At 59.7% G+C, this 21,794-nt stretch carries 20 protein-coding genes and 1 tRNA gene; 11 read left to right on the top strand and 10 right to left on the bottom strand.

Annotated features, from left to right (window positions below; translation table 11 throughout):
* Nucleotide 1: 1 nt before the first annotated feature.
* Genes ACR0B5_RS02205 through ACR0B5_RS02230 form a run of 6 tightly spaced genes read right to left on the bottom strand, consistent with a single transcriptional unit; the run spans nucleotide 2 to nucleotide 5,846 of the window.
* On the bottom strand, nucleotides 2-799 hold the full coding sequence (locus ACR0B5_RS02205; RefSeq protein ID WP_480538121.1) for an MBL fold metallo-hydrolase: 798 nt from the start codon (nucleotides 797-799) through the stop codon (nucleotides 2-4).
* Nucleotides 796-1,602 (bottom strand): TatD family hydrolase, encoded by an 807-nt coding sequence (locus ACR0B5_RS02210; protein ID WP_480538123.1) that lies wholly within the window; start codon nucleotides 1,600-1,602, stop codon nucleotides 796-798. Before ACR0B5_RS02210 ends, ACR0B5_RS02205 begins: the two co-directional genes overlap by 4 nt.
* Nucleotides 1,599-2,720 (bottom strand): DNA polymerase III subunit delta', encoded by a 1,122-nt coding sequence (locus ACR0B5_RS02215; RefSeq protein WP_480538125.1) that lies wholly within the window; start codon nucleotides 2,718-2,720, stop codon nucleotides 1,599-1,601. Before ACR0B5_RS02215 ends, ACR0B5_RS02210 begins: the two co-directional genes overlap by 4 nt.
* A 3-nt stretch (nucleotides 2,721-2,723) precedes the next feature.
* The gene (tmk, locus tag ACR0B5_RS02220) at nucleotides 2,724-3,350 is read right to left on the bottom strand and encodes a dTMP kinase (RefSeq protein ID WP_480538127.1); all 627 of its coding nucleotides are present in this window, start codon (nucleotides 3,348-3,350) and stop codon (nucleotides 2,724-2,726) included.
* Nucleotides 3,347-4,513 carry a D-alanyl-D-alanine carboxypeptidase family protein gene (locus ACR0B5_RS02225; RefSeq protein WP_480538129.1) on the bottom strand — a complete coding sequence of 389 codons (1,167 nt, stop codon included), beginning with the start codon at nucleotides 4,511-4,513 and terminating at the stop codon, nucleotides 3,347-3,349. Before ACR0B5_RS02225 ends, tmk begins: the two co-directional genes overlap by 4 nt.
* Nucleotides 4,514-4,529: 16 nt before the next feature.
* Nucleotides 4,530-5,846: an SPOR domain-containing protein gene (locus ACR0B5_RS02230; RefSeq protein WP_480538131.1), complete on the bottom strand. Its 1,317-nt coding sequence runs from the start codon at nucleotides 5,844-5,846 to the stop codon at nucleotides 4,530-4,532.
* Between the two features lie 202 nt (nucleotides 5,847-6,048).
* Between ACR0B5_RS02230 and ACR0B5_RS02235 the strand changes: the two genes are divergently transcribed.
* Nucleotides 6,049-6,138: transfer RNA gene (locus ACR0B5_RS02235), tRNA-Ser, on the top strand.
* Between the two features lie 375 nt (nucleotides 6,139-6,513).
* Here ACR0B5_RS02235 and ACR0B5_RS02240 read toward each other — a convergent pair.
* From ACR0B5_RS02240 to ACR0B5_RS02250, 3 genes are read right to left on the bottom strand one after another with little or no spacing between them, the layout of a single operon-like run.
* On the bottom strand, nucleotides 6,514-8,193 hold the full coding sequence (locus ACR0B5_RS02240) for a recombinase family protein (protein ID WP_480538133.1): 1,680 nt from the start codon (nucleotides 8,191-8,193) through the stop codon (nucleotides 6,514-6,516).
* A complete protein-coding gene (locus tag ACR0B5_RS02245; protein ID WP_480538135.1) occupies nucleotides 8,190-8,606 on the bottom strand; it encodes a DUF2924 domain-containing protein in 417 nt (138 codons plus the stop codon). The genes ACR0B5_RS02240 and ACR0B5_RS02245 overlap by 4 nt, the downstream gene beginning before the upstream one ends.
* Complete coding sequence (locus ACR0B5_RS02250; protein ID WP_093964945.1) at nucleotides 8,603-8,833, bottom strand: DUF3489 domain-containing protein; 231 nt, start codon at nucleotides 8,831-8,833, stop codon at nucleotides 8,603-8,605. The genes ACR0B5_RS02245 and ACR0B5_RS02250 overlap by 4 nt, the downstream gene beginning before the upstream one ends.
* A 448-nt stretch (nucleotides 8,834-9,281) precedes the next feature.
* On the opposite strand from ACR0B5_RS02250, the gene ACR0B5_RS02255 reads away from it, so the two are divergent.
* The 3 genes from ACR0B5_RS02255 to terL are packed head-to-tail and all read left to right on the top strand — an operon-like array spanning nucleotide 9,282 to nucleotide 12,565.
* Nucleotides 9,282-10,676: a site-specific DNA-methyltransferase gene (locus ACR0B5_RS02255; RefSeq protein ID WP_480538137.1), complete on the top strand. Its 1,395-nt coding sequence runs from the start codon at nucleotides 9,282-9,284 to the stop codon at nucleotides 10,674-10,676.
* Nucleotides 10,669-11,100: a DUF5681 domain-containing protein gene (locus ACR0B5_RS02260; protein ID WP_093964947.1), complete on the top strand. Its 432-nt coding sequence runs from the start codon at nucleotides 10,669-10,671 to the stop codon at nucleotides 11,098-11,100. The genes ACR0B5_RS02255 and ACR0B5_RS02260 overlap by 8 nt, the downstream gene beginning before the upstream one ends.
* Nucleotides 11,087-12,565, top strand: a complete 1,479-nt coding sequence (gene terL, locus ACR0B5_RS02265) for a phage terminase large subunit (RefSeq protein ID WP_480538139.1) — start codon at nucleotides 11,087-11,089, stop codon at nucleotides 12,563-12,565. Before ACR0B5_RS02260 ends, terL begins: the two co-directional genes overlap by 14 nt.
* Nucleotides 12,566-12,973: 408 nt before the next feature.
* On the opposite strand, the gene ACR0B5_RS02270 is transcribed toward terL, so the two are convergent.
* Entirely contained in the window at nucleotides 12,974-14,017 is a 1,044-nt protein-coding gene (locus tag ACR0B5_RS02270; protein WP_170357385.1) for a helix-turn-helix domain-containing protein, read from the bottom strand.
* A gap of 191 nt (nucleotides 14,018-14,208) precedes the next feature.
* Here ACR0B5_RS02270 and ACR0B5_RS02275 point away from each other — a divergent pair, with 191 nt between their 5' ends.
* The 7 genes from ACR0B5_RS02275 to ACR0B5_RS02305 all read left to right on the top strand — a co-directional run bounded on the left by ACR0B5_RS02275 (nucleotide 14,209) and on the right by ACR0B5_RS02305 (nucleotide 21,687).
* A complete protein-coding gene (locus ACR0B5_RS02275; protein ID WP_170343540.1) occupies nucleotides 14,209-15,726 on the top strand; it encodes a metal-dependent hydrolase family protein in 1,518 nt (505 codons plus the stop codon).
* Nucleotides 15,727-15,777: 51 nt separating this feature from the next.
* On the top strand, nucleotides 15,778-17,163 hold the full coding sequence (locus tag ACR0B5_RS02280) for a metal-dependent hydrolase family protein (RefSeq protein ID WP_170342821.1): 1,386 nt from the start codon (nucleotides 15,778-15,780) through the stop codon (nucleotides 17,161-17,163).
* A 74-nt stretch (nucleotides 17,164-17,237) separates the two neighbouring features.
* Complete coding sequence (locus ACR0B5_RS02285; RefSeq protein ID WP_170392031.1) at nucleotides 17,238-18,917, top strand: amidohydrolase family protein; 1,680 nt, start codon at nucleotides 17,238-17,240, stop codon at nucleotides 18,915-18,917.
* Nucleotides 18,918-18,985: 68 nt separating this feature from the next.
* The gene (locus ACR0B5_RS02290) at nucleotides 18,986-19,387 is read left to right on the top strand and encodes a hypothetical protein (protein WP_170364433.1); all 402 of its coding nucleotides are present in this window, start codon (nucleotides 18,986-18,988) and stop codon (nucleotides 19,385-19,387) included.
* 78 nt (nucleotides 19,388-19,465) lie between these two features.
* Entirely contained in the window at nucleotides 19,466-19,831 is a 366-nt protein-coding gene (locus tag ACR0B5_RS02295; RefSeq protein ID WP_170342826.1) for a DoxX family protein, read from the top strand.
* Between the two features lie 41 nt (nucleotides 19,832-19,872).
* Complete coding sequence (locus ACR0B5_RS02300) at nucleotides 19,873-21,126, top strand: carbohydrate porin (protein WP_170365936.1); 1,254 nt, start codon at nucleotides 19,873-19,875, stop codon at nucleotides 21,124-21,126.
* Nucleotides 21,127-21,411: 285 nt separating this feature from the next.
* Nucleotides 21,412-21,687 (top strand): glycine zipper domain-containing protein, encoded by a 276-nt coding sequence (locus ACR0B5_RS02305; protein ID WP_170343544.1) that lies wholly within the window; start codon nucleotides 21,412-21,414, stop codon nucleotides 21,685-21,687.
* The last annotated feature ends 107 nt before the right edge of the window (nucleotides 21,688-21,794 follow it).

Below are 21,794 nucleotides of genomic sequence, written 5' to 3' on the forward strand. Positions count from 1 at the left end.
CTTACAGCGCTTGCTCGATCACCATCCCGTCATAGGCGGGGGCGATGTGATCGGCGGTTTCGGCCTCGACCGTCGCATAGTCCAGGTCGATGTGCATATTGGTCAGAACGGCGCGTTTGGGCTGAAGTTTCTCAATCCACCCTAGCGTTTTTTCCAGATGCGCATGGGTAGGGTGCGGCGCGCGGCGCAGGGCGTCGATGACCAGACAATCCAGCCCTTCCATCTCAACCCAGGCATCGTCATAGATTTCGGCGACATCGGGCAGATAGGCTAGCTTGCCCATCCGAAACCCCAGCGAGTCGATTGACCCATGGTTCACGCGGAACGGGCGCAAGGGGATCTGACCTCCAGGCCCGTCGATCTCGAACGGGCCGTCAATGGATTTCAGCTCCAGAATCGGCGGGTAAGGGGAGCCTTCGGGCTGGATGAATGCATATCCGAACCTTCCGAGCAGGGCGTTCTGAGTGTCGCCATCCGCCCAGACCGGCACGCGGGTTTTCATGTTGAAGACGATCATTCTCAGATCATCAAGGCCGTGCACATGATCGGCGTGAGAATGAGTATAAACCACCCCGTCGAGCCGCCCGGTTCCGGTATCCAGAAGCTGGCTGCGCATATCTGGCGAGGTGTCGATCAGGACCGAGGTCGTGCCTTCTGGCCCGTCTCTTTCGACCAGCATCGAGCAGCGACGGCGGATATTTCTTGGATTATCGGGATCGCAATCGCCCCAATGCCCCCCAAGGCGCGGTACGCCGCCCGAGGACCCGCAGCCCAGAATGGTGCAGCGCAGCTGTGTCATGCGGCAGCCTTATACTGTGCCGCTTTTGAGAACAGGCGGTCAAAGTTTACCTGTGTCTGTGCGGCGAAATCTGCGTAGTCCATGCCGAACACCTCAGCCCCCTTGCGGGCAGTGTGAGCGGAATAGGCTGGTTCATTGCGTTTGCCGCGGTATGGGGGCGGGGCAAGATAAGGGGCGTCGGTTTCGACCAGAATGCGGTCTACCGGGGCGATAGCGAAGATATCGCGTAGCTCCTGACTTTTGGGGAAAGTCGCAATTCCGGACATAGACAGGTAGAACCCCAGGTCAAGGGCAGCTTTTGCCAGCTCGGCCGAGGATGAGAAACAGTGCATCACGCAGGAATAGGGCGCGTTGCGGTATTCCTCAGTCAGAATGCGCGCCATGTCGTCATCGGCTGCGCGGGCGTGAATGATCAGAGGTAGGCCGGTGCGCTGGGCCGCCTCGATATGAATGCGCAGCGATTGCTTTTGTACCTCGGCGCTGTCGGCGGTGTAGTGATAGTCCAACCCGGTCTCGCCGATGCCCACGAACTTGGGGTGCTGCGCCAGTGCGACCAGTTCATCGACCGTCGCCATCGGTTCTTCCGCCGCGCTCATCGGGTGGGTGCCGGCGGCATAGAAGATCGGTGCGTGGGCCTCGACAATGGCGCGCACGCCGGGTTCGTTGCGCAGGCGGGTGCAGATGGTGACCATACGGGTCACACCGGCCTCGGCCGCGTTGGCGATGATCTGGTCCAGCTGCCCTTCGAAATCGGGGAAGTCCAGATGGCAATGGCTATCGGTGATCTGGGGGGTGTTGCTCATCTGCTCTGACCGGAGGTTTCTTGTATCTTGAACATCGTATCTAGGACCAACGCGGCAGGGTCAAGGTTCACCGCCTGACCATGACGTGCTCGGGCGGTGATCGTTGCTGCCACCTCGGCCCAGTTGCGGGCCTGATGAGGTGAGGCCGAAAGCCGGGTCAGAGTTTCCGCCTCGTTGGGGGCGGCTTCCGGTAAGGGGGCTGCGCCTGTTGCGCCGGTCATTGCCAGACGAGATAGTGCCACGTCGATCAGGGTCAGCAACAGCTCGAAACGTTCGGCCGCGCCGCGCTGGGCGGCGGCTTCGGCCAGCTTAAGGGCGCGCTGACGGTCCATTCGGGGCAAGGTGCCCAGAATGGCGATCAACTCGGCATAGATTTCAAGCCCGCCCAGATTGATGAGACGAACCGCGTCGCCCACCGACCCAGCGGCCAGAGCGGCAAGGTGATCGGTTTGGCTGGGAACCTCCGCCCCGGTCTGCGCCAAAGCGGCCTGCATATCCTCAGGGCCCAGCGGTGAGAGACGCAAGGTGCGGCAACGGGACCGGATGGTCGGCAACAGGCGCGAGGGTTGGTGCGAGATCAGCAGCAACGTGGTGCGCGCCGGTGGCTCCTCCAGCATTTTCAGAAGGGCATTCGCAGCACTGACATTCATCTCATCAGCCGCGTCCACAATGACCACACGTCGCCCGCCATCTGCCGAGGACAGGCCGAAAAACTTGCCCAGCTTGCGGATGTCATCCACCACGATCTCATTCCGCAATCGCCCCTGATCGTTCAACGACCGGGTGATCGCCGCCAGCCCCGGTTCTGCGCCAGCAGATATATGATGCGAAACCGGATGGTCAGGGTCGATCTCCAGCGTTTGCGGGGGCGGAGGCGCGCCAAACAGCCCTCCGTCATCCGCCGGAGGGGTGGCGAGCAGAAATCGCGCGATCCGCCATGCCAGCGTGGCCTTACCGACCCCGCGCGGGCCGGTCAGAAGCCAACCATGGTGCAGCCGGTCTGAGTTGTAGGCGCTCAGAAACGCTTGCTCGGCCGTGTCCTGCCCGAACAGCTGCGCGGTCTCACGCGGATGCGGCGCTCCGGGCGCTTGATCTGGGGTTGGGGTGTCGTCGCTCATCGTCTATCGCAAGGCTGCCTCGACGATATCTCTCACATCCTGGGCGACACTGTCCATGTCGCGATTGCCATCGATGACGCGAAACCGGTCGGAAAACTCATCGGCCAGCGCCAGAAACCCTGCGCGCATCTGTTTTTGTAGGGCAGGGCCGAAATCTTCGAACCGCTCCTCGGTGCCCTGTCGCCCTTTGGCACGAGACAGGCCTGTCTCCGGATCCATGTCGATCAGCAGGGTCATGTCCGGCTCGCGACCGATAATAAGGTCATGGAGCTGATCGACCACCGCCCGCAGGTCTCCACGGGACAGGCCCTGATACATCCTTGTGCTATCGGCAAAGCGGTCGCAGATCACCACCTGGCCCGCGGCGAGGGCCGGTTCGATTGTCCGTTCCAGATGATCGCGGCGGGCTGCGGTGAACAGCAACAACTCGGTTTCCGCCGACCATCGGTCAGGGTCGCCTTCGAGTACAAGGCGGCGGATTTCTTCGGCCCCCGGTGACCCGCCGGGTTCACGCGTCAGCACGACCTGATGGCCCGCATTGCGGAGGGACTCGGCCAGCATCCTGGCCTGAGTTGATTTGCCTGATCCGTCTATGCCTTCAAAGCTCAGGAATAACCCGCGTTGCGTCACATCGACTCCAGCGGGTTATTAATAACGTCTTTCAGAACAATGCCACCGACCGTCATCATGCGCACCATGAAGCCGCCTAGAGGGACATCCTCGGCCGCGAACAGAGGGCGGCGGATTTCGGGCAAGCCTTCGGGCTTGATCACGAGCTCGGCCAGTTGCTGACCTTTGGCAACAGGTGCGTTGATGGGGCCGTCATAGACAACCTCGGCTTCGATATTCTGGGTGCCCAGAACCGGGAACAAAACATTCAGGTCGCCGTCGGGCACCAGACCCACGGTCTTTTTCTCACCCATCCACAGCTTGGCTTCGGCTATCGGCGCTTCTTCGGTGGCAACTGTCCTCTCGACAAAATTTCGAAACGACCAGTTAACCACGGACTCAGCCTCCTCTGCCCGCTGAGCGGTACTGTCTAAGCCGGTGAGAACAAAGATCACCCGGCGGTCGCCTTGTTTGGCCGATCCGACAAGGCCGTAGCCGGCCTCTTGCGTGTGGCCGGTTTTCAGGCCGTCGGCCCCAATGTTCAGCCGTAGCAGCGGGTTGCGGTTGCGCTTGTTCGAAGGCGCGCGCCCGTCAAACTCGAATTCTTCTTCAGCGAACAGAGGGTAATATTCGGGAAAATCCGTGATCAGCCGATCTGCGAGGACGGCGAGATCATGCACGGACATCATATGCCCGGCAGCAGGCCAGCCGTTGGAGTTGGCAAAGTTTGAGTTTTTCATCCCCATCTGCTGCGCGCGCTGGGTCATATAGCGGGCAAATCCGGCCTCGGTCCCATCGGGGCTGAGCGCCTCAGCGATCACCACGCAAGCGTCATTGCCAGACAGTACGATAATGCCCCGTATCAGATCCTCGACGGTCACACGGTCCTGCGTGTTCAAGAACATGGTCGATCCGCCATAGCTCATGGCATGTTCCGAGACAGGCAATGTCTCCTGCAAAGTCAGACGCCCATCGCGTAGGGCTTCGAACGCGACATAAAGCGTCATGAGCTTGGACATGGATGCGGGCGGAAGCGGCTGATCAGCGTCTTTGGAAAGAAGCACGGTACCTGTGGTCTGATCCATTACATATGCCGCGCGCGCCGAGGTGTCGAACGCGTGGACGGGCAGGGCCAGAACAGCCATCCCGAGGGTGAAAACGGATGTTCGCAATGCGGATAGCATAAGGTGCCTCCTGTTCTCAGTTGGCCACGGTGAACGCGTCGCCAAAGCCCAGATCTTTCACGTCGTTCTGGATGGCCTTGCGCTCGGCGCGGGTGGCGGCGGGTCCGACCAGCACGCGCCAGACGGTGTTGTTTTCTGTCTTCAATTCTCGCACCTCGGCCGACATGCCGTTTCTGCGGATCTTGGCGGCGGCGCTGTTTGCATTGGACTGAACACCAAACGTACCAACCTGAACAAAGGGTTTCGAAAGAGAAGATGTCGTGGCGGCCGTCGCGGCGACAGGCGTCGGCTCTGCGGCGTCGATAGCGGCTGCGGCCCCTTCGATCGGGTCAAGCGTAGTTTCGGTGATCGCGTTGGGATCTTTTTTCTGCCACCACTTGCGCTTGGTCGGTTTTGCCGCAGGCGCAACCACCGGTGCATCGGTCAAAGCCGGAGACGTGCTGGCCGCCGATATCTCTGCGGTGGCCTCGACGGCGGCCTCGGCGCCATCCACGGCTGCGTCCGAGGCAACAGCGGCTGCACCTACAGCGCCTGCGGTCGCCGCGGCGGTGGGTTCTTTCTTCTGCCACCATTTGCGCTTGGCCGGTTTTTCCGTCTCGGAGGTAGCTTCGGGCGCATCAACTTCGGCCACGTCACTAGTTATGGCGGCCTCGGCCCCATCTTCGGCTGCGTCTGAGGCAACAGCGGCTGCGCCCACAACGCCTGCAGTCGCCGCTGCGGCAGGGGCTTTTTTCTGCCACCATTTGCGCTTGGCCGGTTTTCCCGTCTCAGAGGTGGCCTCGGATGTATTGACCTCGGCCACGTCACTGGCGGCGGCGGTCTCGGTGCTTGCTTCGGGCGCGGTCTCGGCCTCAGCGACCTCGGGCTCGGGCGGCGCCTCAACGGTTTCTCGCCGCAAGGCCACCACGTTGATCTTGGTTGGCGCGCCAGCTAGGATACCTAGCTGCTCCGCCGCTGCAGATGACACTTGCAAGGCGGGGCCGGGCAGGTTGCGTTCACGTCGGAACAAAGCGCCGGTTACGGATTTGTTGTTTGAGGCATTCTTGATGATCACCCGCTCGGGCTGAGTCACATCCGGGTGGGCCACCCAGATCCCGCCCAGCGAGGGGCGGCCGTCCCACAATCCGGCCTCGGTCAATTGGAACACGTCCGGTGCTTCGACATCGCGCTGTGTGTCGCCGGAGGATTGAGGGAAAAGTTCGTTCTTGCTGGTATTTTCGTCGGGTTTTTCTGCGGTTGCCAGCGTTTCCTCGCAACCCGACAACACCACCAAGGCTACAGCCAAGCACGCCAGCCGTTTTGGCCCTGGGCGGATCTCAGTCGCTCGCTTCATTTTGTCATCCCTTGCCTGAAGGGGCCTCGTTCCCCGAGCCCCACCGTCAGCCAGCCGGTTCTTCGCGCCAGTCTGCTGCGGTCTTTCATGCGGATCATAACGTGGGTATGGTTCTATGGAAAGTCCGCTGCTTGGGCTTCGGCAAGATTTCCCGATTTCGACTTGCCTCTGATTTCAGTTGGCCTTAGACCCTGCTCTCGACGGGGAGGTGGCAGAGTGGTCGAATGCGGCGGTCTTGAAAACCGTTGGGCGTGAGAGCGTCCCCAGGGTTCGAATCCCTGTCTCCCCGCCACTCATACCTGTCTCACTTCAGTTGTATTTTCTGATCCGGAATTGTTACGCAATTCCCGCGCGTTGGCGCATGCGCTTTCAATCAGAGACGAAGCAAACCGTACATTCAGAGGACAATTCAGGCGCGAGTCTCAGTGTCGCATTTTAGCGGGGTCGCTTTGGGCTGGATTTCCCTGATAACCTGTAATTTACAGGGAATTTTCGCAAACCGGGACTGACTTCCGTCATTTCTTCTATCAGAACTGTATGTTTCTCAGAGGTTTATGTTGCAAATTCCCTAAAAGGTGGAACAGGGAATTTCCTCGTGCGAACAGGGAATTGTTCCGCCGGATCAGGGAGGGCGAAGTCTGTATCAGGGACGCAGGAGCTGGAGATGTCAGAAGCCGAACAGGCGTTCCTGTTCGGACCATTCAAGTGGGTGGGTCACGCTGACCAGACGCTTGAGTGTGAGTTCGGGCGGCTGGCTCCCGTCGAGAATCGCCGTTTGAATCTTTGGTGAGAGAAAGGCGAGCTGAGCACGGGTGCGGATGAAGGCGTCAGGGACGCTTTCGCGGCGGGCAATCTCCATCAGTTGAACTCCGGCCTTCAGATCACGGGCCCAGCCATGGGCGCGGATCAGCATGGACCGGAGGTGGGGATCAGGTTGGGGTGCCATGTCTCCGGCGATGACCTTGGCCTCGACGCCGCGGCGGCGCAGATCGAAAGATGCAGTGACGTGGGTGAGATCCGGGTGCAGATGATCGGCCGCGACGCCAAGTGCGCTTGCCAGAGTTTTGGGGTTAAATTCGAGGTCGATCTGTCCTCGTGCAAGTTTGGCTTTGGCTAGAAGAGCAGCGCCGACCTGACCGCATTGGCGTTGAAGCCGGGTTACTAAATTTGCAACTGAAGTCTGAACTGGCTCGGCTGACCCGGCCTCCGGTTGCGCCAGTACTTGGTGCGCCGCGGCGGCGTCTTGCAAATGTCTGACGATGACATCCATGACGGCGTGTTCCAGCGCCGGGCCGGGCAGTCGCCAGCCAGAGATATCCTTGCCGCCTGAGATCAGTCGATTGGAGATATAGTAGCGCAACCGTCGGCCTTTGCGCGTGGTGTGGGTCGGCGTCAACCGATCACCAGTTTCGTCATACAGCAGACCGGTGAGCCAGGCCCCGGGGTCAGTGGAGTGTTGGCGCGCATCGGAGTCGCCGCGTGCCCGCGAGCGGTTGGAGGCCTGTCGCATTTTTTCCTGCACCCGGTCCCAGATGTCCTGATCGATGATCGCCGGATGTTGTCCGTCCCAGATCTTATCCTTGTGGCGGATTTTTCCGAGATAGACCGGATTGCGCAGCAGGTAATAGATTTGACCCCGTGACAGCGGACAATCCCCCTTCACACTGCCATCTGTCCGAACAACCCGTTTTGACCGCAGGTCTTCTGCCGTTGCCCGTTCTTCTACTTTGCGCAGGCAACCAAGCTCGTCATAAAGCCCAAAGAGATGCCGGACCGTTCTGGCCTCCTCTTCATTCACCACCAGCGTTCTTGCCTTCGGATCGGGGTGGCGATCATAGCCCAGAGGCAGGTTGCCACCCATCCAAAGCCCCTTCTTCTTCGACGCTGCAATCTTGTCGCGAATACGTTCGGCGGTGACTTCCCGTTCAAACTGAGCAAAGGACAACAGCACATTCAGCGTTAACCGGCCCATGGAAGATGAGGTATTGAAGGCCTGCGTGACGGACACAAAAGAACAGTTTGCCTGTTCCAGCCGGTCGACCAGCTTAGAGAAGTCGGCAAGCGACCGGGTCAGCCGGTCAATCTTGTAGACCACCACCATGTCAATACGCCCGGCATCGATCTCTTCAAGAAGGCGCTGAAGGGCGGGTCGCTCTAGGGTGCCGCCCGACAGGCCACCGTCATCGTAGCGCCCGGACAACAGGGTCCAGCCTTCATGTCGCTGGCTTGCGACATAGGCCGCGCAGGCCTCATATTGCGCATCCAGCGAATTGAAGTCCTGATCCAGACCATCTTCTGAGGACTTGCGCGTGTAGATGGCGCATCGGATTTTACGGCGCGGGCTCATTTGGCCGCCTTGCCGGTGAGCCCAAAGAAACGCGGCCCTGACCAATGCGCGCCGGCAATCTCTCGGGCGATGGCCGAGAGTGAGCGATAGGACCGACCGTTCCAAGTGAAGCCGTCTTCTGTAACGTCGACTACATGGGTCACACTATTCCACTCGCGTAGCAGGCGCCCGCCGGGTTTTAGGGCAGGGCATGTAGGCCGGGGTTTCTTCCCAGAGCCCTTTTCCAGCGTGGCTTTGACCTGGCGGGGTAGCCTGCCATGACGGCGGGACTGCATCTCAAAGGCGATAAAGCGGCGCAGAAAGGGTTGGCTGAGCATGGCGGGGGCTGGTTGATCAAACAGTTGCTGCCAAAGCGTGACCAGATCCGATCGACCCATGGCGGCGAGATCGGCGACATCGCTCGTCTTGGTCATGACGCTTCTCCAGTTCCCGCCGCCAGATGATATGTGGATGGTCCATTTGGTTTGTCGGATGTCCGCCGTTCAATTGTGACGCCTTTTTTCCGCAGACCGCTTAGAGCTGCTCGGACCGAATGAGGCTGCCATCCCGTTGCTTTGCAGAGCGCCTCAAGGCTGGCGCCGCTCGGGCGGCGCAACAAGTGTTGCACTTTGTCAATTTTGGTTTGCTTCCGCTTGGACATGTATTGTCTCCTCTGATTTGGGGCTGGCTAGATGCCGAACCCCGGTACCGAGGAGCGCCCGAATGGCTCGGGCGTGGGTTCAGTGATGCGTGGTTGACGGCAACAGTCCAGCTCTTTCTGAAGCGATTACTTGAGGCGTGTGTTTTGAAGGGCGTTGCTGGCGTACCCCCGATTATTCGTCAACAATCTTAATTGGTTACTTTTAGTTTGGGGGGTCGCGTCTCGTATTGATGGCACCTACATTCGACCTAATCGCCCGGACTATCAGGGCGGGAAACTGCTCCCGCAGGCAGCACTCATTGGAAACACAGGTTTCCGCAGAGAGCATTCAAAGGAGCAACGTCTCGGATCGATTGGTCCGGGGAGTTGCGATTTGTGCTCTCTCCGATTTTCCAGCGCGATCCCTCCATCTCGACGTCCGCGCGGCGTCACGCAAAAGGAGGCGGTTATGCCTGCCAAAAACACACACAGCGACGTTCGGGCGTCCAATACGCCTATCTGGATGGCCGAAAAAGTTATCCAATCCCAGATCAGCCAGATCAAGCCCTACGCCAACAACAACCGCGTGCACGCGGCCAAGAATGTCGACAAACTGAAAGCATCGGTGGCCCAGTTTGGCTTTGTCACTCCGATCCTGTTGGATGGTTCGGGCACAATCATCGCGGGTCATGGCCGCTATGAGGCCGCTAAGGCCCTGGGGTTGAATTCCGTACCGACTGTTGTCGCGGATCATTTGTCAGAAGCGGAAGTGCGCGCTCTGCGCATTGCGGACAATAAGCTGGCGGAATTGTCGGACTGGAATGAAGCGGCGTTGCAGATCGAATTTGCCGAGCTGATGGACCTCAGCCTTGATGGCGAGTTGAACTTTGATCTGGACATCACAGGGTTCGAAACACCGGAGATCGACATCATTATCGACAGCGTCGGTGAGGTGACGGTATCTGTAGCGGAAACTGTTGAGACGCCGGACCCTGCGGCACCCGTAGTCACGGAGCCGGGCGACCTCTGGGTTCTCGGAGATCATCGCATTTTCTGCGGGGACGCCCTTCAAGCCCAGAGCTACGACACCTTGCTGGAAGGCGAGACCCCGCAGATAGTCTTCACCGATCCGCCTTACAACGTGCCTGTCAATGGGCATGTGCGGTCCGGCAATAGCGCCGAACACCGCGAGTTTGCCATGGCGTCGGGAGAAATGACGGATAGCGAGTTCCGCGGCTTTCTTTCAGGCGCGATCACGCAGTTGTTTGACTGCCTGCCGAACGGAGGCATCGCGATGATCTGCATGGACTGGCGTCATATCGAAGAACTGATTACGGCGGGCAAAGCAGCTGGATTGGACCTCATCAATCTCTGCGTCTGGAACAAGACGAACGGAGGCATGGGCAGCCTTTATCGCTCAAAGCATGAGCTGATTTGCATTTTCAAGAAGCCTGGTGCGCCGCACATCAACAACGTCGAGCTGGGCAAACACGGGCGCAACCGGACCAACGTCTGGGATTACGCCGGTGTGAACAGCTTTGGGTCAGGGCGCGAGGCGGATCTCGCGGATCATCCCACGGTGAAGCCGACAGCTCTGGTTGCAGATGCCATCATGGATGTGAGCCACCGCGGCGATGTCGTGCTGGACGCCTTTGGCGGGTCCGGCGCGACTCTGCTGGCAGCTGAGAAAACCGGGCGCCAAGCGCGGCTTATTGAGCTCGACCCGGCTTATGTCGATGTGGCCATCCGCCGTTGGCAGGAGATGACCGGTGATAGCGCCGTGCACGCGGTAACAGGCCAGACGTTCGATGCGCGTTTTGCGGCCAACGATACCACTTCAGAACAGGAGGTGGGTCATGTCTGACGATACGAAAGAGTATGAGGTCGGCTACGGCAAACCGCCCAAAGCGACCCAATTCAAAAAAGGCCGATCCGGCAATCCGAAAGGGCGGCCGAAAGGTGCCAAGGGGGTGAATGCCAGCTTGAAACGTGAATTGGAAACCAAGATTACGGTTCGCGAAGGCAGCCACGAAATCCGGATTTCCAAGGCTGAGGCAATTGCCAAGCGGTTCACAGCAGGCGCGTTGAAGGGCGACACGAAATTGTTGATGGCGCTGCTTAAGCTGGACACAGATCTGTTCAACGCAAGTGAATTGGACGCGCAAGAAAGCGTCCGTACGGTTGAGCCCGACGCTGTCGACTACGACATCCTCCGGGATTTCTTTTCCAGCCAACTGGACGGTGACGGTGATCTGGAAAACGAGGAGGCGGAAGATGACGACTCCTGATCCAAAAATCGTCGTGCAAGCCGCTCGCGAGGTTTGCCGGGACAATTTCTTTCCCTTCGTTTGGCGTGTGTTTGGCACGCTGCACCAGGGAACTGACCGCAGCTTTGATCCGGCCTGGCATGTGCGGGCCATGTGCCATGAGTTGGACAATGTCCGTCGAGGCGAAAACAAGCGACTGATCATCAACATCCCGCCACGTTGCCTGAAATCGGTCACCGTGGCCGTTGCATATGTCGCTTATCTTCTCGGTCATAACCCCAGCGCCAAGATCATCGTTGCCAGCTATGGGTTGGATCTGGCGCGCAAACATTCCGAAGATTGTCGTCGGATCATGTCTGCGCGCTGGTACCGGGAAATGTTCCCTGAAACGATCTTGGCTAAAAAGGGCAACACCTCAGAAGAAATCCGCACCACAAAGGGAGGCAGCCGTAAGGCTGTCTCCATTGGAAGTTCTGTCACCGGTCATGGCGCCGATTACATCATCATCGATGACCTGCTGAAAGCCGGAGATGCCGGCTCCGAAGCCGAGCTGGTCAAGGCGCAGGAGTTCATTGAGGGGACCTTGTTGTCGCGCTTCGACAATCCGGCCGAAGGGCGTGTGGTTATGGTTGCGCAACGGTTGCACGAGATGGATCCGCCGGGTTATCTGCTCGAACGCGGGACCTACCGGCATCTGAATCTGCCTGCCATCGCAGAAGGCCATGAGGTGGTTCCTCTTGGGCATGGAAGGGTCATGCGCCGCAAACCTGGTGATCTCCTGTGCCCGTCCCGTTTGGATCAGCAAACGCTGGATACCAAGCGTCGCGAAATGGGCGCGGCCGTGTTCAATTGCCAGTATCAGCAGAACCCCATTGCTCCCGACGGGTCGCCCTTGCGCTGGGAGTGGTTTGGCACCTACGAGACCATCGAAGATCGCCGCTGGTTCCAACTGGTGGTTCAGAGCTGGGATACGGGCATGTCGGCAGACCCCCGGTCTGATTTCTCTGTCTGTACAACCTGGGGGTTCCGCGAAAATGCGTGGCATCTTATCGACGTCTGGCGCGGGCAGGTAGACTACCCAGACCTGAAAGCCAAGGCACTGCAACTTGTCGGCCGTTGGGATCCCGATCGTGTCCTGATCGAAGATGCGGCCTCCGGCAAACCTCTTTTGGACGAATTGTTTCGTGATGACCGTCGGCGCTACGAACGCATTAAACCCGACAAGGACAAGGAAACCCGGTTCCAGTCCGCTTGCGGTCCTGTCGAAGAGGGCAAGGTTTATCTGCCTGCAGATGCACCCTGGCTGCCGGTATTCAAACGGGAGCTTCAGTCCTTTCCACGCGGACGCAACGACGATCAGGTCGACAGCTTTGCCCACTTTCTGAACTGGTCCAAGGGACCGGGCTTCTACCGGGCATTGGGCCGCGACCACCGGATCAACATCGAACGTCGGGAGCGTAATCGAGAGAGGGTCAGGCGACGGTAGGATCTCGGAGTTGAGCTTGAAAACTCGTTGAATAGTACTGGGAGGGCCGATGTCGGACCAATCCTGAGAGCGGCCCCAATGACCGCTCGCAACCACAAACCGGTCTAATCGCTAATGCCGTCGGATGACGGCTTTGAGCCCTTCCCGACCGATGCAGCTTTTGTCACGAACGGGCAGAATGCCGACCTTACGGACCTTCGCTGCGGGCACGAGAAGTCAGAGTTCGCAGAAACCAAGGCGGTCAAGATGGGCGGCAAGCGGGAGTTCGCTGCGGATAGCATGGAGGTCTCCTTTCCCATCGATTGCCCCCCGCGAAGGGCTCGCCGGTTCATGCATCTCTTCGGCATTACCATTGGCGACCGAGGTTCCAAGAGATTGCGGTAGTCGAGAAGTCGCAGCGGGGTCAGGCTAATCTGCAGGCGCTCCGGCAATTTGGGCCTCTTGTGCCTCCTTATTGCGCCAATCTTTCGGGGATATGCCGAAGTTCCGCGTGAAGGCTCGGGTGAGTGCCGATGTTTCGGACAAGCCGACCAATTGGGCGATCTCCTTGATCGAATGATCAGATGTGGTGAGCAGTTCGGAGGCCTTTTCCATCCGCAGCCGGTTGATCACCTTGGACGCCGTTGTTCCGTAGGAGGACAAGCGCTTGTTCAGCACCTTGGTGGTGATGCTGCACATCCGGGCGGCCTCGCTCACCGTCAGCGCCGGATCGGACAGCCTTGATCGCACGAGAATTTCGAAGCCTTCGAGGTAGTCCAGGGGCACATCGACCTGAACCGGTTCTTCGATATCATTGTCGTGGTTCACGAGGAGTTCGGGGTTGATTGGAAGCGACAGCCAGGCCGCCGGAAAGCGGATGGAGAATCCCCTGTTGTTGCACTTGATGCCCCGCACGCCATGAAACTGCTCCGGCAGCAGGGTCGGATCGCAGAGGCGCAGAACAACCTGGGTTGGATCCCATCGGAAATCGAGAACACGGTGCAGCAGGGAGATCCAGATCCCGACGAGAAAGGCGTCCGAATGGCCCGGCGACACCTCGGGTTCGAAATTGCGACTGGTGGTGAAGTAGGCGTGTTCCTCCTCGATCAGGAGCCGGAAGGACACCGCGTTGCTTTCCTTCGAGACGATCTGGGTGAACCGGGTGAAGAAATCGCCAAGGGTCACCGACTGGCCGAGGAGCGCCCCACGCGGCAGGAACTTCAACAGGTCTGTCTGTTGTCCCGCCAAGGCGCAGATATCCGGCCGGGTGATGTCGGCGATGGAGGCCAGCGCCGCATAGACCGTGTCATGCGGGATGAACTCGGCCGGGTTCAGGACCTGTTCCTCGCTCAATCCATGCAGCCCGAGCGCAAAGGCCGGATCCGCATCGAGCCGCCGCATCATCGCAACGACGGGGCCGAGGACCGTAGCACGTACGAGGGACAAACCGTCCTTTTGTTCTCCTTGCGGCATCCACATCACCCTTTCGCTCTCCGACACGCTACGGGCGCGGGCGCCTGACGGCCAAGCAGAAATTGGCTGAAATTGACCGGATCGGGTCAGAAAAATGCACCACGGGATCAGCGGGTCAAAAGAATCTCGGGGCACATGTGCATAGTGGGAGGATCGGTCCGCAGGAAGACCGACCCCTGGGAGGACACCGAATGACAACACTCAACCTGAAGGCGTTGCTGCCGGCCATGTCAATGGCAATTGCGCTCACGACGCCTGCCATTGCGCAGGATATCCCCAACATTCCCTCGGAGGTCACGCTGTTCAAGAACGTGATGGTCTTCGACGGGGTGAATGACGGCTTGAAAGATGTCGACGTGCTCGTCGTCAAGAACAAGATTCACAAGATTGCAGAGGACATTCCCGAATCCGGCACGTGGGAAGTCGAAGTTCGAACGGGCGGAAGCAAGCGCCTGCCCGATCCTGTTGGCGGTATCGACGGCTATTCTTTCACCATCCAGACCGAACGCGGTATCGAGACCAAAGAGGTCGAGGTCAATGTGATCGACGGCGGCGGACGCACCTTGATGCCGGGACTGATCGACAGCCATGTGCATGTGAATATGTACAAGGATGGCACGATCCCGGGCCTTCAGGACACGACATGGGAGGAGATCGGCGCACGTTCTGCGGCCTTTGCGCAGGAAATGCTGGCGATGGGCTTCACAACCGTGCGCGACATGTGCGGTGCACATGGTGGACTTCGTGCGGTAATCGACGAGGGTTCGCTTCCGGGCCCGCGGATATACTCGTCCGGCGCCTGCCTCAGCCAGACCGGTGGTCATGGCGACTGGGGGATCGCCGGGCAACGCAAGAACGAAAGCAATCTTGAACGGCTGGAGATCACGCGGCTTGTCGACGGCCCTGCCGAAGTGCTCCACGGCGCGCGGCGGAACTTTGCGCTTGGGGCCAACTACCTCAAGATCATGGTCAGTGGTGGTGTGACCTCCATCAAGGACCCGATCTACCAGTCCGCCTTTACAGACGAAGAAATCGCCGCTGCCGTCGAGGTGGCCGGGGACATGGATTCCTATGTCGCCATGCATGTCTTCATGGATAGCGACCTGTCGCGCGCGCTCGATCTCGGGGTCAAAGTGGTGGATCACGGCCTGACCATAACGGAACCGACGATGCAGAAGCTGGTAGAGAAGGAAGCGTTCTTCTCGCCCAACCTGACCGCGTTGGCGCCCGAGGCGCTTGAGCATCCGATGCACCAGGACCCGACCTTCCCGCCGACGGCGAAGTTCCTCTGGTTGCGGAAAAACAGCGAGCAGTTGTTTGATCTGGTGCGGAAGTACAAGCCGAAGATGGTGTTCGATTCCGACTACGTGCTGCTGACCGGTGTGCCGTACCGGCAGTCGATGGACTTCACCAAGGCTTTCATGGCGCGTGAGTTCGGCAACCTCTGGGCCTTGCAGATGATGACCTCGAATGGCGGCGAACTGGCCGCACTGACGGGACGCGGAAACCCCTATCCCGAAGGCAAGCTCGGCGTGATCGAGGAAGGTGCCTATGCCGATATCCTCATCGTTGACGGAAACCCGCTCGAAGACATCACTGCCATCGGCGCTGTCGATACATGGTTCGATGCCGAGCCACGCGGGCAGGACGTGCCGAGCATTCGCGTCATCATGAAGGACGGCAAGTTCTACAAGAACACGTTGAACTGAACTTTCGGCGGGGCGCTGGCTCCGCCGTCAACATTGCGGAAGGGCAAACTTATGAAGCATCTTTTCAAGTCCACATTACTGGCGGGCGTGGTGTCGCTCGCTGCCGGCATGTCCTCTGCGCAGGACGAAGCGCTGCCGCAGACCCTGTTCACCAATGTCCATGTTTTTGACGGCGTGAACGAGGCGCGGATCGAAAACGCCAGCGTTCTGGTCGAAGGCAACCTGATCAAGGAAATTTCGACGGACGGGATCGAAGCGCCCAACGCAACCATGATTGACGGCGGCGGGCGCACGCTCATGCCGGGGATGCATGACCAGCACGTGCATTTGCTGGTGTTCAACCCGCTCAGTGACGGGTTGCGCCAGAACATCACGCCCTTCCATCTTGGTGGCGTTGCAACGATCCGGTCCGAGCGCATCCTGATGAACGGGTTCACGACGGTTCGTGACCTCGGCGGACCGGCAAAGTCCATCGCGCGGATCATCGATACCGGTATGTTCCCCGGCCCGAGGATCTATTCCTCGGAGGCCTTCATCACGCAGACATCGGGCCATGCCGATTTCCGCAAGCTGAACGACCGGCATCCAACCCTGTCGGGGCAAGGCCCATCGCATTGGGTCGACACGGACATGAGCTTCATCGCGGATGGCCCGGAGCAGATCCGCATGGCGGTGCGCGAGAACCTGCGGCGCGGGGCAACCCAGATCAAGGTCATGGTCAGCGGTGGGGTCACGTCCGAGTTCGACCCGCTGCATTCGCTTCAGTACCAGGCGGACGAGATCCAGATGGCGGTCAAGACCGCCGAGCAATGGGGCACCTACGTCACCTGCCACGTGTTCACCGAGCAGGCGATCCGCAACTGTATCGACAACGGTGCAAAGACCGTTGAGCACATCCCGTTCCTGACCAAGGAGGCCGCCGAGATCATGGTCGAAAAGCAGATCATGTTCGCGACGGCGGTAGCCCCGGTCTACTCGGTGACGACCGAACAGGCGGAAGCCTTCTACACGCCAGCCTCGTTCGCCAAATGGAAGAGTGTCCGTGACGCCGCCGCCAACATGATCGAGGTGATCCAGACGACACCGGGCATGATCGACCTCTACACTCTGGGCACCGATCTCATCAACAACTGGGACCAGACGCTTGAGCAGGACAAGAAGATGAACGACGAGTTCAAATACCTGCACGAGGCCAAGTTCAAACCCTTCGACATTCTGCGCATGGCCACATCGAACGGCGCCCGCATGAACCGGCTTACGGGCTTGAACAATCCGTATCAAGACGGCCCGCTCGGCGTGGTCGAGGAAGGCGCTTACGCGGATCTCCTGCTGGTCGATGGCAACCCGCTCGAAGACATCCTTCTTCTGGCCGATCCTGATCCCAACCTGAAGGTCATCATGAAGGACGGCGTGATCTACAAGAACACGCTGGACTGAGGAGAGCGCGGGGCGGTCTCCCTCGTCCGCCCCGCGTTTTTTTGCCCGACGCAATCATCCCGGAAGGACTGACCGTGAAACACCTCACTCTTGCCACTCTCATGGCCCTCTGCAGTTCGATGGCGGTTGCTCAGGAGTGCGACGTCGCGCTTCTCAACGGCCGCGTCATGGACCCGGAAACCAATCTTGATGCCGTGCGCAATGTCTGCGTGACCGGCGACAGGATCACCGCGATCACCGAAGATGCCTTGACGGGCAAGCGCGAGATCGACGTTTCCGGGCATGTAGTCGCGCCGGGATTCATCAACACCCATTCGCATTCCTTTGGCGGCTTCGATCAGAAGATGATGGCCCATGATGGCACGACGACGATCCTCGATACCGAGAGCGGCGTGGCGGATGCCGACCTGTTCTACGACAAGTACGAGGGCAATTCCTTTCTCAACTTCGGTTCCGGGATGGGGCACGAGGAGATCCGGCGTGTCGTGATGGATGGGGTTTCAGTCGAGCTGGCATCCGATCCGACCTACATCCTCAAGTCACGCGGTGCAGCCGAGGAAGAAGACGGACATGCCAGCTGGGCGCTGGATATTCCGACTGCGGATCAGCTCGTCGAAGTCATGACCATGTATGAAAAGGGTCTTCGCGCCGGGGCGATCACCGTCAACACGACGGTGGGATACATGGGATACAACACCTATCCGAAGGAGATTTTCGCGCTTCAGAAAATGGCGAAGAAGTATGACCGCTTCTTTGGCGCCCATACCCGTTTCGGTCCGACCGAGAGCCTGCCGCTCTACTATTCCCTGGGCGCAAACGAGGTGATCGCAAACGCCGTTGCGCTCGACGGGGCCCTGATCCTTTCCCACATCCAGAACCAGGGGTGGGAAGAAATCTACGAGCTTGCGCGCCGCCTGCAAATGCGCGGAATGACCATCTTCGCGGAATACTACCCGGCCATCACCGGCAATCCGAACATCGCGACACCGCAACTGCTGCCGGACAAGATCGAGGCGAACAATATCGTTCCGACCCGCGATATCTTCGATACCAGCACCGGCGAACTCTACGAGTCCGACGAGGAGTTCTTCCGGCAGCAGAAGGAGGATCCGAGCAAGCCGATTTTCATCACAGTCCGCCCCGAAGCAGACCTGGAGCGCTGGATCCACATGAAGGATATTGCGATCGCCAACGACATCGTCGGCTTCACCGTCGATGGCGAACCGCTGCCGATCGAGGCCGATTTCACGGAGTACGGGGGGCACCCGCGCAATGCCGGCACCTATGGCATCGTGTTCCGCGAGGCCCGTGAACAGGGCATCGCGCTGATGGAGATGGTGAACAACGCCTCCTACATTCCCGCGAAGTACTTTTCCAAGGTGGGCCTGAAGGCGATGCAGGAACGCGGCCGGATGCAGGAAGGCATGATCGCGGATATCACGATCTTCGACCCCGACACGATCACCGAAACATCATCGATGAAGAAGGGCATGAACGGCTCCTTCACCAAGGGAATCCCCTACGTTCTGGTGAGCGGGCAGGTCATTATCGACGACGGTGTCGCTAATATCGACCTGCGGCCCGGGCAGCCGATCCGTTACCCGGTCATCGAAGGGGGCGAGATCGATCTGGACCTCGGGGACAAGGAATTCACCTGGCACGCCGACATCGAAACGCCAGAGGATGAGCATTCCGAGTTCCCGCTCCGCCCTGCCGAGCTGGAACACTCCATTCCCGGAGCTCCGGGGCATTGAACCCACAAGAACGGTCAGGGCAGCCATGCTGTACTGACCACAACATCGAAGCAATTCCGGGTGGCAAGATGAACAGGATCCTTCTTTCGACAGCCCTTTGCGTCTCTGCGACAGTTGCAGCGGCGCAGGACACAAAAGACATGCGCACCTTCCTGTTTATCGGCGCATCCAACAGCGCCGCCTGGGAGATGCAGATCGCCAATCCCGGGGACCGCGCGGCCTCGGTGAAGGGTGGGATCGAGGCGCTCGGCGGCGAGCTTTTGAGCTACTATTGGGGGCTTGGGAACGGGAAGAACTACATCACCGTCGCCCTGCCGGACGACCCCACCTTCATCCAGGCCTTCTATGTCAGCCGTCTCGGTGACGGGTTGCTGGAGGATTACCAGATGATCGAGTTGATGAGCAGCGCCGACATGGCCGAAGCCCTCGCCCGTGTGCCGGAGATCAAGGCGCAGGACGATCTCAAGTAACCGGACTGCACACTCGGGACGATCCAGAAGGGAACATCAAATGAACTTCAGCCCTGTGTGTGTCGGCGGAGTCGTATTATGCAAATAGTTGCCATTGGCCTGCTGTCCGCCTTCTTTCTCTTCGCCAGTTCGATCAAGATCCTTGGCTGGCAGAAGCTCATCTTCGAAACGCAACTGGCGATGTTCGTCAAATACGGGCTGAACCGTCAGATCATGGCGCTTGTCGGTGGTGTCGAGCTTTTCGGGGCGGTGGCGATCTGGTTTCAAGGCAGCTTGCTCGGGCCGCTCGGGGCCGCTGCCCTTCTGGGCACGTCGCTTGGCGCAATCGGTTGTCATCTGATCTGGGACACTTGGAAAGACGGTGTGCCTGCCATGATCACGGCTACGCTTTCGGCCTTCGTCCTCTGGACGGGCCGGGATGTCGTACTGGCGATACTTGCATGAGCGGGCCGAAGAAGAATCAAGAGCAACAAGAGAGACCTCATATGGGACAGGCAAGGCTTCTCGGTACGGTCATCGTCGCTGGCTTCTGGTTATCAACCGGAGCCTTGGCGCAGGAAAGCCGGCCAACGTCCGCCCTGGAGGCCGCCGCAGCGGTCTCGCTCGGTGGCCCGGCATCCACGCAGGCCCAACTGGAACAAGACCGAGTGCGGCGGTTGCAGGACTCTCGCTGGCCGGGGCTGGATGCGGCATTGGACCCCTTGGAGGCATCGCGGCAACGCTTTGCCGAACGCACCGGCCTGAACCTCTCCTTCGACTACCAGGCCTATTACCAGTCCGCGACCGAGAGCCTGACCGATATCGACGAGGCCGCCTTGGGCCAGGCGCGCATTCTGGGCCAGTGGACGCTGCTCAATCGCGGCGGCGAAAATCCCGGGCAATTGGTCTTCACATTGGAGAACCGCCATCTGCTCGGCACGGACATCGCGCCAAGCGGGCTTGCCGGGGAAATCGGCTATGCGGGCGTCACCGCAACGACATTCAGTGACACCGACACGACCCTCTCCGTCGCCTACTGGTCCCAGACGCTCGCTGGCGGGAAGGCCGGTTTCGTGGCCGGCCGGATCGATCCGGGAGACTACTCGGACATCCTCGGCTACGTGAACCCACGCACGACTTTCTCCAATTTCTCGATCCTGTTCAGCCCGGTCCTGCCGATCCCCGATCCCGGCTTCGGCATTGCGGGGGGCGGTTTCCTGACCGACCAGATCTATGCCCTCGGTGTCCTGTCGGATGCAAACGGCTCGCTGACCGATGTCGAGTGGTTTCCCGGTGGCCCCGAGTTCTACAAATACGCCGAGATCGGATGGACGCCCGAACGCTCGAAGCGCTTTCTAACCAACGTTCACCTCGGGGTATTTCACGTCGATGAACGCACCGAGGCAGGCGTGCCGGAGAGCTACGGGGCGATCCTGTCTGCCAACCACACGATCAACGAGGAATTCATGATCTACGGACGCCTCGGCTGGTCGGAGGGTGAGGCGCCGATCGCCCGACGCGCAGCCAACGCTGGACTTCTATGGCGGCCGGGCCTCTATGACGACCTCTTTGGGTTTGGCGCGACCGTTGCGGACCCGGTAGATGAAACGCTCGACACCCAGACCACAATGGAGGCCTTCTATCGGTTGGACCTGTCGGACAATGTCGCCCTGACGGCGGACGTCCAGCACATGATCAACCCGGGCTTCAACGATCAGGACACGACCGTTTTCGGCTTGAGGCTGCGGATCAATCTTTGACCTGAGTAGCGGCGGATAGAATGCCGTCTGGTTGGGAGTGTCGTGCCTGCGCCGGAACGGCCCATGCAGCCATCGCGGCCAAGGAGGCGACCCCTTGGATGATTGGCATTGCGTCAGGCGAAAGTCTTGACGGCAGAACAACCGTCGAATTTGGCTTGTTGCTCTGCAATGTCAGCCATTCCAATGAAGCTGTCGGATGCTCTCAAGCGGGGGCATGGCGGTTCGCTTAGATCTTTCCACAGAAGGCGGCCACGGAGGTCGCCACCGTCAGAAAGGTTGGAACCGATGACAAACACCCTCAAGAACACCGTATTCGCCGCCCTTGCCGCCTCACTCGCCCTCGCTGCCCCGATGGCCGCCAATGCCGGTGACATCGGTGAGAAAGCCCTCAAGGGCGCTGTGGCCGGCGCCGTGCTGACCGAAATCACCGGCGGCGACGCCAAGGACGGCCTGGCCCTCGGCGCAGCCGCCGGTGCGCTCGGTGGCAAGATCGCCGAAGACCGGGATCGTCAAGATCGCAAGGACGATCGCAAGAAGGGTGGCAACAAGCACAAGCGCTGATCCCGCAACGAGACAACCGGAACGGTTTACCCCTTCCAACCGACGCTGGAGAGATCCGGCATCTGCTTCAAACCCGTTAGGCCTCATGCCTGCCGGGTTTGTTGCGT

The organism is Ruegeria sp. AG1 (genome assembly GCF_056541705.1).

Bases quoted from the DNA above. Each gene is read 5' to 3' on its own strand.
- ACR0B5_RS02205 (WP_480538121.1), bottom strand. From the start codon at position 799: ATGACACAGCTGCGCTGCACCATTCTGGGCTGCGGGTCCTCGGGCGGC.
- ACR0B5_RS02210 (WP_480538123.1), bottom strand. From the start codon at position 1,602: ATGAGCAACACCCCCCAGATCACCGATAGCCATTGCCATCTGGACTTC.
- ACR0B5_RS02215 (WP_480538125.1), bottom strand. From the start codon at position 2,720: ATGAGCGACGACACCCCAACCCCAGATCAAGCGCCCGGAGCGCCGCAT.
- ACR0B5_RS02225 (WP_480538129.1), bottom strand. From the start codon at position 4,513: ATGCTATCCGCATTGCGAACATCCGTTTTCACCCTCGGGATGGCTGTT.
- ACR0B5_RS02230 (WP_480538131.1), bottom strand. From the start codon at position 5,846: ATGAAGCGAGCGACTGAGATCCGCCCAGGGCCAAAACGGCTGGCGTGC.
- ACR0B5_RS02240 (WP_480538133.1), bottom strand. From the start codon at position 8,193: ATGAGCCCGCGCCGTAAAATCCGATGCGCCATCTACACGCGCAAGTCC.
- ACR0B5_RS02245 (WP_480538135.1), bottom strand. From the start codon at position 8,606: ATGACCAAGACGAGCGATGTCGCCGATCTCGCCGCCATGGGTCGATCG.
- ACR0B5_RS02250 (WP_093964945.1), bottom strand. From the start codon at position 8,833: ATGTCCAAGCGGAAGCAAACCAAAATTGACAAAGTGCAACACTTGTTG.
- ACR0B5_RS02255 (WP_480538137.1), top strand. From the start codon at position 9,282: ATGCCTGCCAAAAACACACACAGCGACGTTCGGGCGTCCAATACGCCT.
- ACR0B5_RS02260 (WP_093964947.1), top strand. From the start codon at position 10,669: ATGTCTGACGATACGAAAGAGTATGAGGTCGGCTACGGCAAACCGCCC.
- terL (WP_480538139.1), top strand. From the start codon at position 11,087: ATGACGACTCCTGATCCAAAAATCGTCGTGCAAGCCGCTCGCGAGGTT.
- ACR0B5_RS02270 (WP_170357385.1), bottom strand. From the start codon at position 14,017: ATGCCGCAAGGAGAACAAAAGGACGGTTTGTCCCTCGTACGTGCTACG.
- ACR0B5_RS02275 (WP_170343540.1), top strand. From the start codon at position 14,209: ATGACAACACTCAACCTGAAGGCGTTGCTGCCGGCCATGTCAATGGCA.
- ACR0B5_RS02280 (WP_170342821.1), top strand. From the start codon at position 15,778: ATGAAGCATCTTTTCAAGTCCACATTACTGGCGGGCGTGGTGTCGCTC.
- ACR0B5_RS02290 (WP_170364433.1), top strand. From the start codon at position 18,986: ATGAACAGGATCCTTCTTTCGACAGCCCTTTGCGTCTCTGCGACAGTT.
- ACR0B5_RS02295 (WP_170342826.1), top strand. From the start codon at position 19,466: ATGCAAATAGTTGCCATTGGCCTGCTGTCCGCCTTCTTTCTCTTCGCC.
- ACR0B5_RS02300 (WP_170365936.1), top strand. From the start codon at position 19,873: ATGGGACAGGCAAGGCTTCTCGGTACGGTCATCGTCGCTGGCTTCTGG.
- ACR0B5_RS02305 (WP_170343544.1), top strand. From the start codon at position 21,412: ATGACAAACACCCTCAAGAACACCGTATTCGCCGCCCTTGCCGCCTCA.